General features: G+C 62.1%; 13 protein-coding genes and 2 pseudogenes. 5 read left to right on the plus strand and 10 right to left on the minus strand.

All coding sequences use genetic code 11. The annotated features are described in order from the left end of the window. Positions 1–159: 159 nt before the first annotated feature. Positions 160–408, minus strand: a complete 249-nt coding sequence (locus tag G4D79_RS29705; protein ID WP_003943394.1) for a hypothetical protein — start codon at positions 406–408, stop codon at positions 160–162. A 27-nt stretch (positions 409–435) separates the two neighbouring features. After that, positions 436–1,212: a hypothetical protein gene (locus G4D79_RS29710; protein ID WP_003943377.1), complete on the minus strand. Its 777-nt coding sequence runs from the start codon at positions 1,210–1,212 to the stop codon at positions 436–438. Positions 1,213–1,667: 455 nt separating this feature from the next. Between G4D79_RS29710 and G4D79_RS29715 the strand changes: the two genes are divergently transcribed. Next, a complete protein-coding gene (locus G4D79_RS29715) occupies positions 1,668–1,844 on the plus strand; it encodes a hypothetical protein (protein WP_003943357.1) in 177 nt (58 codons plus the stop codon). 342 nt (positions 1,845–2,186) lie between these two features. Here G4D79_RS29715 and G4D79_RS29720 read toward each other — a convergent pair whose 3' ends face one another. The 6 genes and pseudogenes from G4D79_RS29720 to G4D79_RS35465 all read right to left on the minus strand — a co-directional run bounded on the left by G4D79_RS29720 (position 2,187) and on the right by G4D79_RS35465 (position 8,048). Next, a complete protein-coding gene (locus tag G4D79_RS29720; protein WP_214514722.1) occupies positions 2,187–2,666 on the minus strand; it encodes an SRPBCC family protein in 480 nt (159 codons plus the stop codon). Positions 2,667–3,756: 1,090 nt separating this feature from the next. Further along, entirely contained in the window at positions 3,757–4,464 is a 708-nt protein-coding gene (locus tag G4D79_RS29725) for a SigB/SigF/SigG family RNA polymerase sigma factor (protein WP_250888080.1), read from the minus strand. Positions 4,465–4,529: 65 nt separating this feature from the next. After that, complete coding sequence (locus tag G4D79_RS29730; RefSeq protein WP_374223448.1) at positions 4,530–4,913, minus strand: ATP-binding protein; 384 nt, start codon at positions 4,911–4,913, stop codon at positions 4,530–4,532. Positions 4,914–5,093: 180 nt separating this feature from the next. Next, positions 5,094–5,719, minus strand: a pseudogene (locus G4D79_RS29735) (PAS and ANTAR domain-containing protein). Between the two features lie 400 nt (positions 5,720–6,119). Then, positions 6,120–6,851 (minus strand): IS6 family transposase, encoded by a 732-nt coding sequence (locus G4D79_RS29740; RefSeq protein ID WP_155289649.1) that lies wholly within the window; start codon positions 6,849–6,851, stop codon positions 6,120–6,122. A 1,026-nt stretch (positions 6,852–7,877) separates the two neighbouring features. After that, positions 7,878–8,048 (minus strand): recombinase family protein, encoded by a 171-nt coding sequence (locus G4D79_RS35465; protein ID WP_134930223.1) that lies wholly within the window; start codon positions 8,046–8,048, stop codon positions 7,878–7,880. 491 nt (positions 8,049–8,539) lie between these two features. On the opposite strand from G4D79_RS35465, the gene G4D79_RS29750 reads away from it, so the two are divergent. After that, positions 8,540–8,701 (plus strand): hypothetical protein, encoded by a 162-nt coding sequence (locus tag G4D79_RS29750; protein WP_176741975.1) that lies wholly within the window; start codon positions 8,540–8,542, stop codon positions 8,699–8,701. 341 nt (positions 8,702–9,042) lie between these two features. Here the strand turns inward: G4D79_RS29750 and nhaA are convergent, their stop codons facing one another. Together nhaA and G4D79_RS29760 are read right to left on the minus strand one after the other, a co-directional pair. Beyond that, positions 9,043–10,896, minus strand: a complete 1,854-nt coding sequence (gene nhaA / locus G4D79_RS29755) for a Na+/H+ antiporter NhaA (RefSeq protein ID WP_250888051.1) — start codon at positions 10,894–10,896, stop codon at positions 9,043–9,045. Between the two features lie 51 nt (positions 10,897–10,947). Beyond that, positions 10,948–13,629 (minus strand): excinuclease ABC subunit UvrA, encoded by a 2,682-nt coding sequence (locus G4D79_RS29760; RefSeq protein WP_051649789.1) that lies wholly within the window; start codon positions 13,627–13,629, stop codon positions 10,948–10,950. Positions 13,630–13,831: 202 nt separating this feature from the next. Here G4D79_RS29760 and G4D79_RS29765 point away from each other — a divergent pair, with 202 nt between their 5' ends. The 3 genes and pseudogenes from G4D79_RS29765 to G4D79_RS34740 all read left to right on the plus strand — a co-directional run. Further along, positions 13,832–15,025 (plus strand): alcohol dehydrogenase catalytic domain-containing protein, encoded by a 1,194-nt coding sequence (locus G4D79_RS29765; protein ID WP_003943355.1) that lies wholly within the window; start codon positions 13,832–13,834, stop codon positions 15,023–15,025. A gap of 210 nt (positions 15,026–15,235) precedes the next feature. Next, positions 15,236–16,210: a helix-turn-helix domain-containing protein gene (locus G4D79_RS29770; RefSeq protein WP_214514725.1), complete on the plus strand. Its 975-nt coding sequence runs from the start codon at positions 15,236–15,238 to the stop codon at positions 16,208–16,210. Between the two features lie 184 nt (positions 16,211–16,394). After that, positions 16,395–16,538: pseudogene (locus tag G4D79_RS34740) on the plus strand (cyclase); the annotation flags it as partial. Positions 16,539–16,551 lie beyond the last annotated feature (13 nt).

Below are 16,551 nucleotides of genomic sequence, written 5' to 3' on the forward strand. Positions count from 1 at the left end.
ACTTCAACAGGCCAGCTTTCAACACGCTGAGCTGTACTCGATAACCATTCCGGGGATTCGTCAGACGCAAGGCCCCAAGGCCCGTCCCCCTGGGCGCTTACGAATGCCGGCGGGGCGATCTGGGCCGCGGAGGGGAGCCGTCGGAGTCGGTGGGATGTGTCAGATGTGATCGTTCTTGTCGTGCTTGGCGCGATGTATTCGCCGCGCGGGAACAGCTCTCAATGTACGGGTGCTACCGATCTGCCGGTGTCGCAGACGTATCAGACCAGCCGCGGCCGCGCTTGCCACGATCGCCCAGGCGACGGTGGGAGCCCACGCCCCTTGGGTCAGGCTCACGGCGATGCCGACGACGGCGATGAGCAGGATGGCCCACACGAACATGGCGCTGAAACTGGCGATAGGCCTCACGAGTAACTCCTCACATGTGTTGGCAGGTCAAGATTCCGTGGGGCGAGGTCGTCCGCTGCGGATCGAATCCCCGCGCGCGCCTTCCGTTGCGGCGTTCGGCTCTGTTTCGACTGCGGCATGACGTCGATTGGCTTTTTCGCGACGGGGCGATGTTTCGCTACTGGCAGGGATACGCCAAAGTTTCGGCGAGTGACCGTCTTCGGTGTTCGCGAGGGTGCGTAGTCCGTCGGCGTCTTGTTGGAGGGTGGTGACGAAGGGTGCTCGCGCGTTTTCGTCGAGGCCGTCGGGCAGGTTCGCTCCCTCGCTGACCATTTTCGCGGTGTTGTCGAGAAAGCGAGCGATCCGCAGCAGCAGCGGCCGGGGCATGGGAACGGTACCGGTGCGGGTGTTTGTGCGGGCGTCGGCGGCGATCATGCCCAGAGTCGACAGGTGGGACAAGCCGTCGGTCAGAGAGTGCTCTTCGAGGTTGCCGTGGGCGACTTTCAGCGCTTCTGCCAGGGCGGCGATGGTCAGTCCGAGTGCGTTGGTGGGCATGGGGATGGTGCGTTCGAATTCGGTCATGGGCTCGCCGGGTGCTTCGTCGGAAATGGCCGCCGCGAGGGAGTTGGCGAAGATGGCGAGCTGTTCGTCGGTGAAGTGTCGTTGGGCGGTGCGGCGGGTGACGTGCATCAGGCGGGCGTAGTCGTCGAGTTTGTCGTTGAGCAGTACGCGGGCCTGGGAGTCGGTGATCGTCAGCCCCAGACCGAGAAGCGTGCCCCGTAGTTGGGTTGTTCGGGTGTCGAGCCAGGTGCTGTTCGGACTCATATCTGGCTCCACTCTCTCGCGAGATCTTATACCGAGCATAGGCGTCGTTCGGCTTCGGACTTCGCCTCAGGGGCGGCATCCGAATCCGCAGCGGGCTGATCATGTTCCTCGCCTGCAGCGGCGTACGGTCAGGTTCCTGACCCTGTCGCCTGTGTTTGAGCGCAACGGCTCGCAGCCGTATCAACACACCCACGAGAAGTGTTGTGCAGCCTGTGAAGTGACCGCATTGACGTCGACGGGGGCCGAGTGGATTGGACTGCGGGTCAGTTCGCAAGCTCCTTTTTCGGCTGTACTCGTTTCGTGTCTTCGGATCTGTTTTCGGAGGCCTCGAGGAGGATTGGTTATCGGCGACACACCGCGAGTCCCCGCTTCTCTCCATTGCATAATTTCGCGTGTCCTACGTTTCCAAAATCTGTGACCTGGGTAACAAACCCAGGGTTGATGAGGAGACAGTGATGGATGTAATTGTGTGGGCCGAATCCGAGGAACGTGAACGGTGGTGGCGACAGGTCATGGGCCTCGCACTCGCAATCGAGCGTTTCGAGGCGGAAGAACCGATCGCACGTGGTTTGTCCGCGACGTCGAGGATGCGCGTATCGGTCCGATCGATTCATGGCGTGACCGCTGCCTGAGTCCAGCTACCGGAACGTACGCGTCCGGAATGCGTCTGAGAATTCTGCCTTGCGTGGTGTGAGTGGCTAATTCGATGTCAGAGGGAGCAGTGGCGATGGTGAACGTGGTTCTGTTACTCGTGATGTTAGGTGTCGGTCTGACCGTGGTGATGTGCCTGGACTTCCAGTGGCTTCGTTCGTCCTCACGTGGCAAACGACACCGGCACCCTCGGCACGCACGTGTAGGACTCGGGAAGCCGTAGTAACCCCCTGCGGGGGAACCGTGCCGATGGGCGATCGCGCTTCCGGTGGCCCGCGCCTACTCCTGCCGCAGCAGTCCCCAGGCCTGCGGGGTGCGGGAGTTCAGACTTCGTCGGGGCGTATCTGGTCCGGGCGTTCGATGTTTCCCCGCCAGGCGCCTGTTTCCTGGTCGCGGGATTCGATGAACTCCTTGAAGCTCCCCATGTCCTTTTTGACTCTGTGGGTGAGGACTCCGAGTTTGTCGGCAATGTTTTCGACGAAGCCATCAGGGTCGATGTCCATCTGTGCTGTCACCCTGGTGTGCGAGTCGTCCAATCGGTGGAAGGTGATCACACCCGCATGATCGGGGCCTGCGTCCGATTTCCACGCAATGCGTTCGTCCGGGTGCTGTTCGGTGATGGTGGCGTCGAATTCCCGTGTTTGTCCGGCTATTTCGAGGATCCAATGTGTGTGCACATCGTCGATTTGTCGAATTTCCCGTACTCCGGACATGAAGTGGGGGAACGACTCGAATTGAGTCCACTGGTCGTAGGCGGTACAGATGGGGACGTTGACATCTACGGATTCGGTCACGGTACTCATGATTTTCGAGCTACCCACTCTGTCAACTGATACACATCGCAGCAGTCGACGTGGAAGCCACGGTCAGGGTGTGTCTTCGGGTTCGCCTAGGTCGCAGGGTCGTTCACGCTGCGAGAAGGTTCGAAGACAATCGGTCATAGCACCGCCAACAACCCGCGCGCGCGGTAGAGGCGCTCGGGTAGTTCATCCAGGGGCACCCTCTTCGGTCCGCCATTACCGTCGGCCTTCATGGAGGAGCATGTGCAGAACCGCCGAGGAGCACACCCGGTGGGAAACCCACGACGCACAACGATGCGATCAGGGCAGCCACAGAGGCGAACTCGGACACGAGTTGTGGGATCGCCGTCGAACGGTACGCAGACGACCGTCGACTCTTCGCAACGCATCTCCCGCAAGGAGGGCACCGAGGAACCGCCCACAGACACCGCCCTCGCCCCGGGTAGGCCAAAAAATCGTCCAGTCCGGATATTGAGAATTGCTGTTGCGTCCTCGGCTAGCCGGCCCCTTCCCCAGCCGCGGCGAACATCAAGTGCCGCAAGGCATCAAGCGCAACCGGGCGCGCAGTACGTCTCCCTCGTGCACTGCAGGGTTCCGCGGATCGCCAGCCTGAAGGTCGTCGGTGTACATCGCCGTCGACGTCGACGAATACTGCGCATCCGCCGGTCGTCACTGGTCCGGAGCATCACCGCATTCGAGAACTGATGGTTTCGGCTCACGATTCGATGCGGCGTTTACATGGCGGGCAGCGGGGGTAGTGAGTCGAGGATCCACCGGATAGCCGATCCCCCATTTCGCGTTCGGTGGATCACTGGTGCCGTGCCTCAGCTCTGCCGGGCCAGGGCACGGTACGGCACGGCTCGCCGGGTTTCATTGATCTGGGATCCGGCGAGCCGTCACGGTTTCGACCGTTGGCCTAAGTCAGGAGATCCGGGCAGGCGTCCTTGGGCGCCGAGATCTTTCGAGGATCTGCCGATCGGCAGAGCTGCTGTGGAAGGAACGCGCCAGTTACGCCACCAACCCGGGCGATGCCTTCACTGTCCAACGCGTCCCGGTTGCGGCACCCCAGGTCTCTGTCTTTGTTGCAACGCCACTACGAGGCGAGGCTGCCGAGTTCTTTGCGTAAGGCTGTGAGGGATTGGCTGAGCAAGCGTGAGACGTGCATCTGGGAAAGACCGACTTTCTCGGCGATCTCCGCTTGCGTCAATTCGCCGAAGAATCGATACACGAGGATTACTCGTTCTCGTTCGGGCAATGCCATCAGTGCCGGCCGCAGTGTTTCGTGGTTGTCGATGCCGTCGAGTGCTGCGTCGTAGTCACCGAGTGTGTCTCCGATGGAGGCGCCGTCGGGTGAGGCCGGGACGTCCAGGGAAGCGGAATGGTAGGAATCTCCGGCGGCGGCGATGTTCGCGATCTCGGCGGGTTCGACGCCGAGATCTGCGGCGAGTTCGGGAACGGTGGGTTCGCGTCCGAGAGTCTGGGTGAGCGAGGCGCGAGCTTTTTTCAGTGCCAGGTAGTTTTCCTGGAGTGAGCGGGGAACTCGAACGTCCCATCCTCGGTCACGGAAGTGCTTGCGCACCTCACCCATCATCGTCGGGACGGCGAAGGACAAGAAATCCTTGCCCTTTGCCAGGTCGAAGCGATTGACCGCGCTGACCAGGCCGACGCTGGCGACTTGACCGAGATCTTCGTGTGATTGACCGCGTCCTCGATACCTGCGGGCGATGTGATGGGCGAGAGGTAGGCACGTTTCGATGATCTCGGTGCGAAGCTGCTCGTGAGCGGGGACGTCGGCGGGCATTTCGGCGAGACGCTGGAACAGATCGGTGACCTGTGAGTATTCGTTGACTTCCCGGGCAGGCGGGGTCACGAAGGCGCCTGCAGACCCTTGGTCAGTGTGATCGTCGCGGCCCAGTTCTGCTCTGGTGAGGCTGGTGGGACCTGCTCGAGGACTACTGCGTCGACGAGGATCTCGAGGACATGCCATCCGAAGGACGAGGTGCTCGTGGTGATCTCCCCGGGTGCCGACGCGGCGAGCATCACCCGTAGAGCTGCTGGGTCGGTGTCTGCGTCGAACGTGCACGTCAAGGCGCTGGAAGGCAGGGCGTGGCCGATGAGAATGGTTGCCGCTTCGTCGACGGCGAGAACGAGGTCGGACAACCCGTCCAGCGAGAGTGCGTAGTGCGCGGCCACGGTCCGCACCAGTGAGCGCAGTACCGGCAGTTGATCAGGTATCGCCGAAACCGACAACGAAGGTGAAGCGGGGCCGGGGAAACGATCGTTCGGAGGACGTCACGCGAGATTTGCTCCTGTGCCTGGTCGGATGCGATCAGCTGCCTAGGTGGGAGCGTGGTGGTTGCACTCGAGAAGGAAATGATCATGGCGTCAACCACCCAGTTGATGTGCCGTCACACGAGCTTAGCCCTGTTGTCAGTTGCGCAACAGGACATGATCGAAATGGGTGCGGACAGTTGCGGGGACCTCGAAGTCCGCCGCCACTCGGGCCAGGAGGCGCTCTGCGACATCGCGGACCTTGATATTCGTTTCCTGCGAATGCCAGACGAGAACATCGAACGCACGGTCCGCCGGTATCGCGTAAACAAGCATCAGCATGCCCTTGGCCTGCTCGATCGCCGCGCGAGAGGAGGAGATCTCGGCGACCAACTCGTCCACCGATTCCTTGACCGTGTCCCCGAGAGTTTCGGTGACATCGATGTAGAAGCCGGAACTGCCGATGATCTCGCCGGACTCGTCGACGAGCCGGTCCCCGACCACAACCACCGAGCGTGTCCTTCCTTTCGTGTCGACGATGCGGTGCCGACTGCTGAACGAGCCCCCGGAAGTGCGGATCGCTTCCAACGTCTGAGCGACATGAGGCCGGTCCTCGGGATGTTTATGGGAGAGAATCAATTCCGTCGTCGGGACGATCGCACCAGGCTCGTAGCCGTGCATCCGAGCGACGGCGTCCGACCACTCCCACCGATCCCCACGCGGCGATAACGGAATCCTCCCACCCGGTGCGGCGCACCGGATTTCGTCGTCGGCCCCACACCCATGTCGTCCGGCACGGCATGTCCCCTTTCGTTCTTGACTCAGCCCTGCGCCGAATATGGCAGTTATATCGGACATATTCGACATCATCACCCCGAATCCCACCCGGCGCTCAGTGACCTCGACGACGCGGAGGGAACGTGCAGGTGGGCGTGACTGCTGTCCGCGGCTCTGTCACTGAGCCCCCTGCGGACATGACGAAGCCGCCGGCACCGAAAGGTGTCCAGCGGCTTCACAGGGGTCGGTGCCCGTCTCGCGCATCTCGGCGAGTGGCTGCTCGATGCGGGGCATCATGTACAAGAACGCAGGTATGGACGTCGCGGCTTTGTCAACTTAACTGAACATGACTGGGAATCAACAATATTCGATCATACTGGGGCGGATTCTGTTGGTGAGAAACCAGGTTCAGGCGGCGAGTACGCCAGTGGCGTCGTTCCAGGTGGCGAATCGGTTGGTCATTTCGGAGCGGTAATCGCTCGCGGTGAGCTTGTGTCGCCCGGGCCGGAAGTGCGGCGAGATCGCACTGAACACCGCCAGGAACCGTTGCGCTGCGCCCGGTGAACGGAAGAACTTCATGGCGCGTTCTCGTTGCCTGGTGGGTTGGTGCGAGTTTTCGGCCCGGTTGTTGAGGTACTTCGAGCGCCGGTGTTCGACCGATGGCATCAACTCCCGATGCGCCACAACGTAACTGGCAAGCTTGTCGGTCACCAGCACCCTCGGTACCCGGCCCTGCTTGCGCATCAGCCTACCGAAGAAACGTTTCGCAGCCTTCGCGTTGCGTCGTGACTGGACCAAGACGTCGAGGACGTTTCCTTCCTGATCGACCGCCCGCCACAGGTACTTCCGGATGCCGCCGATCTTGACGAACACCTCGTCCAGAAACCATGTATCGCCAGGTTCGGGAGCGCGTCGGCGCAGGCCACGCGCGTATTCGGGCCCGAACTTCGCGCACCATGCACGGATCGTCTCGTACGAGACGACGATGCCACGGGCGAGCATCAACTCCTCGACGTCGCGCAAGCTCAAGGCGAACCTGTAGTACAACCACACGCAGTGCGCGATGATCTCCGCAGGATAGCGGTGCCGTTTGTAGAGTGACCGCGTCGAATCCACCTTTGTCTCGTCTCCCCGACTCATCCGTTGATCATCCCTGACGGAGGCCCAGTTAAGTTGACGATGCCGGTCCGACGAAACGTTCCGACCGACTCATGCTGACTTGCAACAGCTCTCGAATCGGATGGATGGTTTGGCACGAACAAGGCAGCTGCGGCGATTTCAACGACCGCACACCCCCAGGACCCCGGCCCTGCACGTCGAGCCGGGGCGGTGGGATGCCATCTGCGTTGAGCACACAACCCAGACAGCCCTTTTCGTGCGCGGTCAATATCCGTGCGGCCTCGCACTTCCCACCATAAACCGCATTACCGGTATGCACCTGGTCGGATTCCCGGTCGATACCAACTAGCAACCCGGGCGCGTGCGGACAGTCCGGGAGCAGCACTCCCCCACACCTACCAACCCGATCTCATCGGCCGGCTACCACCGCCACGTCGCGAGAACTCCGAAACGTTTTCTGGAGTGGCGATGACACTCGGCGACCTCACGAAGCAGGTCAAACAGATCAGCGGAAAGCCAGATTGACACCGAATCGGCTGTCGAAGGGGTGCAACCAGGTTCGATCCACGGTTCCATACCGCCCCACCCCGACACGCGACAAAGCTGACGGGCAATCATCACCGAGTAGTCGACCGGCACCGATCATGTGCTCTCGCCAGATTTGTGAAAGTCCGCTACCACCAGAGGAAGTCAACGCGCTCTGCTGATCGAAGATCTGCCGACACCCCGCATGGAGGCGATAGCGTCGAGACTCTTGCCTTGCTCACAGAGGGAGCGGGCCCGTTCGGTACGTTCGGGTGTCATGACGGTTGGGCGGGCACCGTGTCGGCTTTGGCGCCGGACGGCTTCGAGGCCGGCGTGAGCGCATTCGACGATCATGTGGTGCCCACCTTTGGGCGAGAGCGGCCATGATGCGGGAGAAGAATTCACGACCCCGCCGGTGGTTGTGCCGAATCCTTCTGCGAAAGAACGGAATACGGAGCAGTGTTCGCAAAGAATGTGGACGTGCCGATGAGGCGACAAACGGATCGTCCGAGCCTGTCGAGTTCAGACCACGAGGACGACACCGTCATTCCCGCGTAGGTAGCTCAGGCGTTCGGCGAGCTGGGGTCGCTGCGTTTTCGAGCCGGATTCGCAGTCGGTGAAGATACAGATCGCTCCGGCTTGGCGGAGTGCGTACTGCTGCAGTTCGGGGTTTGTTCTAAGACACCGGTGTATCCGATGGTGCTCACAGTCTCAGTCCTTCTCCTCTGCTGCCATGTGTGGGACGGTGCGGCTATTCATGAGCTGGTGACCGATCTCAGGACTCCAAGAAGGTGCGCAACTTGGCCGAGTTCGGGTTTTGCTGTGATGCTTCGGGTTTGATCGAACTCGACCACGTGTAGGTCTGTTGAGGCATGGTGTCGTAGTGCTCGACCACGGTCTGTTAGTGCTCGGAGAAGGCCATGGCGGCACCGCGGGGTGCCGCAGCGATCACTGCGGCACGTCGATGACTGGTTTGATCGCGAGCCGTAGGACGCCGCGAGGATAGTTCCGCCATCTAAATAGGCGAAGTTGCAGCAACCTGGACGGCGTCGACACTGAGATCACCTAGCGACCATCCGACATCGCGGGCTGCCGGTCGGCGTCTGTTGATCGCCAGGTAATTGGGTATCCACACCGAAACGAACTATTCGAGAGGTTTTGCGGTGAAGGATGTCAGGCGAGGAATGACGGATTCCGAGCTGGTCGAGGAAGCTGCCCGGCTCGCTGAGCAGAAGGATCGGACTCGATGCGACGAAATCCGGTTGGCACTCGTTCAGGACGAGCTCGAGTCCCGCGGCGCCACGCATTCCGACGAGCACGGAACCGCGAGGAGACATCAACGATGAACTTTCTGCTGATCTGGTCGCGTGTGTCTTCCGGGCTCATGCCGGAGGATGTGCGTGTCTGCGGTCCGAGACAACGCTCCGTGCCGGCCCGGTGGGCACTGCCGATGAATCCCCGTCGTTGATGTTGGATTTGGAGCTGTTCGTCGGCCCGCCCTTCGCTGCCGCATTCCGTGCGGCAGTCCACTGGCTCGTCTTCGTCGGCGTTCTCTGACCACGTGCGGCAGGTGACGGTTTGGGGAAGACGGCTGATTCGCGCGATCAGCGTCTCGATCACATCGGGAATCCGAGCGAAGTCGTCGGGCGTTGAGGACGGTGCCGTTGAGGGCGATACTCTCCGGCGTCTACTGCAGGGACGTGCGAGCGCCTCGGCGGCTGTGCTCGAGTTCTTTGGTGAGGGTGCGCGCGTCATAGCTTCCGATTATTCGGCAGCCTTCGACGAAAAAGGTCGGTGTTTCTCGGGCACCACTGGACTGGGCACTGGAAATGTCACGTTGTACGCGCTCGGCGACCGCGTCGCTGTCGAGGTCCGCGACGAACTGGTCGACGTCGAGTCCTATCTCGGCTGCAAAGCCGATGAGATCGGTTCGCGCGAGCGCGTTCTGGCGGGTGAACACGAAGTCCAGCCATTCCCAGAACATGTGCTGCCGTGCGGCGGCCTCTGCTGCATGTGCGGCAACCAGTGCGTGTGGATGGATGTCCACCAGCGGTAGGTGACGGACCACGTAGCGCAGATCGTCGCCGAAGTGGACGTGCAGGTCGTCCCATCCTCCGGTGGCATGTGCGCAGAATCCACATTCGAAGTCGACGAACTCTACAAGGGTCAGCTGGGCGTCTTCGGGTCCACGAATGTGGTCGATCTCGGGATCTACGGGAGGTTCCAGCACGATGGGGAGATCGGCTTCGGCCTCACCCAGCTTGGTCGCTGCCACGCGGAAGATCACCGCACCCAGTACTGCAGCCAGCACCATGGCGACGAGCACGCCGACGGTCGCCTGCCCGGCCAGTTCGGGAGATGTGCCGAAAGCCAAACCTATGATCAGCAGCGATACGGTGAATCCCATCCCCGATAGCGCAGATCCGCCCATCACACTGCCCATGCCGACCCCCTGCGGTAATCGGCCCGCTCCGAGTCGGACAGCGATGTATGTGGCTGCTCCGATGCCGAGGAGCTTGCCGAGAACCAGGCCAAGCACAACTCCCCAGGTCACACGGGCACTGAACGCTTCGACGAGCAGTCCGCCACGCAGGTCGACGCCGGCGTTGGCGAGAGCGAAGATCGGTACCACGATCAGCGCGGTGGGTACCCGGAGGTATTCGTGTATCCGCTCGTTGACGGCTGTGCCTTTGGCCAGTCCACGTGACACTGCACGACCTGATGCGGCGCTCGGAGACTGCCAGAAGTCACGAAACAGTTCTCGAGCCGCCTCCACCTTGTGCCGCTGTGTCGGGTACGCGGGAATCAGAAGGCCGGCGACCATTCCGGCAAGCGAGGGATGAACACCCGACTCGATCGTGCTGAACCACAGCACGATCACCACGAGAATGTATGGCGCGGCTCGCCACTGTCGCGCCCGCCCGAGTAGCCACAATGCTGTCAGGCATGCCAGGGAAACGAGCAGTGGAATCAGGCGAATGTTTTCGCTGTATACGAATCCGATGATGGACACCGCGAGGAAGTCGTCGACCACCGTGACGGTAAGGAGAAACACTCGCAGTTGGCCTGATCGTGCGGGCCCGAGGAGCGCCAAGGCCCCGAGCATGAAGGCGGTATCGGTGCCGACGACCACCCCCCAACCCTGCAGGCTGTCTCCGCTGCCGACGATCACGGCGTAGATGACGGCGGGTAGACACACCCCCGCGACTCCGGCGATCACGGCGATACGAGTGCGGGTTCGATCACGTAATGACCCGTGGGCGAACTCTTGGCGTACCTCGAGCCCGATCAGAAAGAAGAAGACGACCATCAACCCGTCGTTGATCCAATGGTGAAGGCTCATGTGCAACGCCACCGGGCCGAGTTCGAATCCGGCGCCTTGATGCCAGAGGTCGAAGTACGCGCCCGAAGCCGGCGAATTTGCCCACAGCAGGGCGATCACGGTTACCACCAGCAGCAGCACCGCGGAGCCGGACTCACGCCGGAGAGAGTTGGAAAGTTGATTACGCAGGCCTTGGGGTTTCGGTGCCTGTCGTGCCATCACTAGTTGATCCTTATCGCCGTTCAGTCCAGGCGGTGGTGCGCGGTCAGGTCAGTGTTGTGTAGTGCCGGCGCCTGTGTTTTCCAGCGCCGCTCGTAGATAGGGGGCAGTCGCACTGTCGGCAGTGGCAGCTACCTGCTCGGGGGAACCGGTGGCGACGATACGTCCGCCGTCGGCGCCCGCTCCCGGTCCGAGGTCGATGACGTGGTCGGCCTGGGCGACGACGCGCATGTCGAGTTCGACCATGACAACGGTGTTGTCGGCGTCGACGAGCCCCTGCGCGTGAGCGAGCAGTCTGTCGCTGTCGGACGGGTGGAGCCCAGCAGTGGGCTCGTCGAGGATGTAGAGCGTGTCGCCGCGTTGAGCACGCTGGAGTTCGGATGCCAGCTTGACACGCTGAGCTTCGCCGCCGGACAGCTCGGTGGCGGGTTGTCCGAGTCGCAGGTAACCCAACCCGACCTCGCGTAGGACGGTGAGCGAGCGAAGAACGTCGTTCTCACTGGTGAAGAAGGCGTGGGCTTCGTCGATGCTCATCGCGAGAACGTCGGCGATGTTGCGGTCCCGCCAGGTGATTTCGAGTGTGCTCTGCGTGTAACGAGTGCCATTGCAGTCCGGGCACGGACTGTAGACGCTGGGCAGGAAAAGCAGCTCGACCATCACGAAGCCTTCACCTTCGCAGGTCGGACAGCGGCCACCGGCGACATTGAAGGAGAACCGCCCCGGTTTGTAGTTCCGTTTCTTGGCCGCAGGTGTTGCGGCGAACAGCTTTCGGATGTGGTCGAACATGCCGGTGTAGGTTGCAACATTGGATCGGGGTGTGCGCCCGATAGGGCGCTGATCGATGGCGACCACCCGACGGAGCCCTCCCAACGTGCCCTCGATGCGGCCGCGGACCGCGCCCTGATCTCCGGTGAGCAGCAGATCGGTGTCGTCGCGCGGTTCGACGTTGGCATCGGGCGCGGCGGGCCGGCCCAGTTCAGCGTTGATCAACGCTGGTAGAGCCTGGCTGACGAGGCTCGATTTCCCCGAACCGGAGACTCCGGTGACCGCGGTCAAGACCCCGAGAGGGAAAGACACGGTGAGGTCGCGGAGACTGTTGCGCTCGACGCCTTCGACGCGAAGCCACCCGCGGGGGGTACGCCGCTGGCGGCGCACCTGCTCCGACGTGTCGAAGAGATAGCGTGCGGTGACCGAGTCCGGTACGTCGGCCAGCCCGGCGGGTGTTCCACTGTAGAGCACGCGTCCACCGTTCTCGCCGGCACCGGGACCGATATCGACCAGCCAGTCCGCTTCTCGGATGACGGGTAGGGAGTGCTCGACGACGAGGACGCTGTTTCCTCGCTCACGAAGTCCGTGCAGAATTCTCAGCAGCGCCGTCAAGTCGCCGGGGTGCAGTCCCGCCGAAGGTTCGTCGAGGATGTAGGCGACGCCGAACAGCTTCGAGGACAGCTGCGTCGCCAGGCGCAGTCGTTGCAGCTCTCCGCCGGAGAGTGTGGGCGTCGTCCGGTCCAGTGACAGATATCCCAGCCCGAGGTCGATGATGGGTTGGATTCTTTCGAGGAGGTCGTCGAGCAGGCGCCGCGCCGCCACCTGTTTTTCCGCTGACACGTTCGGGGTGCGTCGCACGTCGGGAGCGGCGGTGTGCGCCGATCCTCCCGATGCGACACGTCGTCGCGTGGCCTCGGCTCGTCGGGTTTCGTCGAGAGCTTCTCCTGCCGCCTCGGGTAGCCAGTCGCTGGACACAACAGTGCGCGCGATCTCTGCCAGTCGTGCCAGGGGCAAGGACGCGAACTCGGCGATATCCAGGCCCTCGAAGGTGACCGAGAGCGCCTCCGCCTTGACCCGCTTGCCCTGGCACATCGGGCATACCTCGCTGGTGACGAACTCAGAGACCCGCTTCTTGACGATCGAGCTCTTGGTGTTCGCGAAGGTATCGAGCACGAACCGCCGGGCGCCGACGAAATTGCCCTCGTAACTGGGTTCGGTTCCGGCTTTGATCGCTCGCCGAGTCTGTGCCGGGGTAAATCCCGAGTACACAGGAACGGTGGGGCGGTCCTCGGTGAACAGGATCCAGTCGCGATGTTTCTTCGGCAGCTTCTTCCACGGAGAGTCGACGTCGTATCCCAGTGACACCAGGATGTCGCGAAGGTTGCCACCCGGCCAGCCCGGCGGCCACGAAGCGATCGCGCGCTCCCGGATGCTGAGTGTGGGATCGGGGACCATCTTGTCGACATCGACCTCGTAGACGCGCCCGATGCCATGGCAGGTCGGACATGCGCCCTGCACGGTGTTCGGCGAGAAGTCCTCCGCGTAGAGCATCGGTTGGTCATCTGGGTAAGACCCGGCACGGGAATAGAGCATCCGCACGAGACTGCCCAATGTCGTCACGCTGGCGACATTCGATCGAGCATTACCGATGCCTCGGTGCTGCTGCAGTGCAACCGCCGGTGGCAGTCCCTCGACGACGTCGACATCGGGTACACCGACCTGGTCGATCAGCCGACGGGCATACGGTGCCACCGACTCCAGATAGCGCCGCTGCGATTCCGCGAACAGTGTCCCGAACGCCAGCGAGGATTTCCCCGAGCCGGACACACCGGTGAACACCACCAGACGGTCTCGAGGAACATCGAGATCGACGTCGGCGAGATTGTTCTGCCGAGCTCCCCGCACCACGACACCCTGCCTCCAGCGATCATCGGCCTCGGCGAGATGTTCGGAACGGTTTGTCATGCCGGTGACCATAACGAAGGAAGGGAGCCTTGCGGCAGACCCCACAGCACTCCTGGCACACATCGTCACTCAGTTGACACGCAAGGTCACTGACACGTATCGCCACGTGCGCATACGTTCGAAAGGTCCCCCGGTGGCCACGCCACCACAACCGGGTCCCGAATCGCAGCGTGCAGGGATCCCCCAGGTTAGGAGCGACAGCATGGCAGACAGCAACCGCGCAGTGGTGTTCGAGAGCCCCGGCACCATGAAGGTCGAGAAACTCGACTTCCCCAAGCTGGAGATGCCGAACGGACGAAAAGCGCCCCACGGCGTCATCCTGAAAATCGTCGCTACCAACATTTGCGGCAGCGACCTGCACATTTACCGAGGGTCCTTCCCCGTCCCCCAGGGTATGGTCATGGGCCACGAGATGACCGGAGAGATCATCGAGGTCGGCTCCGACGTGGAGTTCCTCAAAGAAGGCGATCTCGTCTCGGTCCCCTTCAACGTCGCCTGTGGACGATGCCGCAACTGTAAAGCTCGCCGCACAGATGTCTGTGAAACCGTCAATCCTGCAGTCTCCTGCGGCGCATACGGTTTCAATCTCGGCGACTGGGTGGGCGGACAAGCCGAATACCTGTTCGTCCCGTACGCGGACTTCCAACTCCTCCGTTTCCCGGACAAGGACCAGGCCATGGACAAGATCCTCGATCTTGCCCTGCTCTCGGACATCCTTCCCACCGCCTTTCACGGACTCATCGAGGCAGGGGCCAAACCAGGTTCAACGGTGTACATCGCCGGCGCCGGGCCGGTCGGACGCTGCGGCGCAGCAGCAGCACGCCTTCTCGGCGCATCCTGCATCATCGTCGGCGACTACTATCAGGACCGACTCGACCTGGTCAAGAACAACGGCTGCGAGACCATCGACCTGAGCCAGGACATCCCCTTGCCCGACCAGATCGAGGCCATCCTCGGTGAGCGCGAAGTCGATTGTGGCGTCGACTATGTCGGCTCCGAAGCACACGGCATCGGCTCGGAGTCCAATCAGCCTCAGCCGGCAGGTGCCATCAACGACGTCCTCGAAGCCACCCGTGCCGGCGGCGCCACCGGCGTCATCGGCGTCTACGGCCCCGACCCTCTGGCACCGACAAAGGCCGAACAGGAAGGCATCTTCCCGCTCGAATTCGGCAAGGCCTGGATCAAGTCACCGCGCCTGTCCGCGGGGCAGGCACCGATCATGCATTACAACCGCGAGTTGATGATGTCGATCCTGTGGGACCGCATGCCGTATCTGAGCGCAATGCTCAACACCAAGGTCATCGGCCTCGACGAAGCACCCGCCGCCTACGAGACCTTCGATCAGGGGTCATCGAGCAAGTTCATCATCGACCCACACGGAATGATTCCAGCCTGAGCACGATCCAGCACGGAAAGCTCACGGTCTGAGCACAATACAGCACGGAATGCTCACGGCCTGAGCGTTTTGCAGCACGCGTAGATTTCCGGCCCTGTGATCGCCCCCCGACTGGCGGACACAGGGCCGGCTCGCTCTCTCCCCGACCCGCAGGACTTTCCCGCGCGGCTCAGTAAACTCAGTGGTATCCGTAAGGCAGGTGATCCGGCCATGGCTGATGCAGACGAGCCCTCATTGCCACACTTCGAAACGTTGTCGACCTCGCGGGCGCCGGACGACGGTGTCATCGACTACTGGCGAGAGGCCCGGCGCCATGCCTACGTCGACGTCAGCACCGACCCCGCCGACCCCGACTTCTACGGCGATGTCCGTCTCGGCCGATACACGAACTTCACTCTGTCCACGAAACGAGCCACCGCCGAGCAGACACACCGCAATCGCAGCCGAATCGCCCAAGGGCGGGAACAGGACGAGTATCTGTTCGCCACATTCCAGACGCGCGGAAGTTGCGTCATCGAACAGGCCGGACACACTGCAGTAGTCCCGCCAGGATCCATGGTCATCTACGACAGTTCCCTGCCCTTCGCTTTCCGCGCCGATGCACCCTACGAACAGGTCATCGTCAAGGTGCCCGCCGATCGAGCCTTCGCGCTCGCCGGCATCGACCGGACCACAGACATCCTGGCCACGACCATGAGCTGTGCAGGAGCGATGTCCGCCGTCGCAGCCTTTTTCACCCAACTGGCCCAACACCAAGACAGCGATCCCCACGGCGCCGCACTGCTCGAGACTCACGCCTCCTCACTGGCCACATCACTACTGAGTCTCGTCACACCGGTTCGCTCTGCCGCCGAAATACCCGCCTTCCTACGACGAGATCAGGTTCTGGCCTACATCCATGCCCACCTTGCAGACCCCGACCTCGACGCCGAACGCATCGCCACCGCGATGCGACTCTCCCGCCGCAGCCTCTACCGCCTGTTCCAGGGAACCGACCACACAGTCATGGGATATCTCCGCGCAGCGCGCATCCAGTCCGCCCAGCACCTACTACGAAAATACCCTTCCCGGCCCGTCTCCCTCATCGCTCGACAAACAGGATTCTCCGACCCCCGCACCTTCTACCGAGCGTTCCGCGACACCACCGGCATGACACCCAACGAACACCGAGAACGCCTCGATTGACAACGCACTGCACATATCCGCTCTACAGCTCAACGAGGCCGCCGGACGGGTCAACAACGACCGGCTCGGGCGAATCATGGCCCGCATACGACATGTGGCCAGAAACCTGACCCCAATTGCGAGTCTGAAAACGAAACGCTTCGAACCTCATCATCTGAACACGGACCGTCCCGACCTGCACTTCATGTCCGGAGTACGGGAAATTCGACAAACCGACGATGTGCACACACAGTGGATCCTCGAAATAGCCGGACAAACACGAGAATTCGACGCCACCATCACCGAACAGCACCCGGACGAACGCATCGCGTGGAAATCGGACGCAGGCCTCGCAGTCCTGG

This window comes from Rhodococcus sp. WY5 (genome assembly GCF_018588185.1).
GTDB lineage: Bacteria > Actinomycetota > Actinomycetes > Mycobacteriales > Mycobacteriaceae > Rhodococcus_F > Rhodococcus_F qingshengii.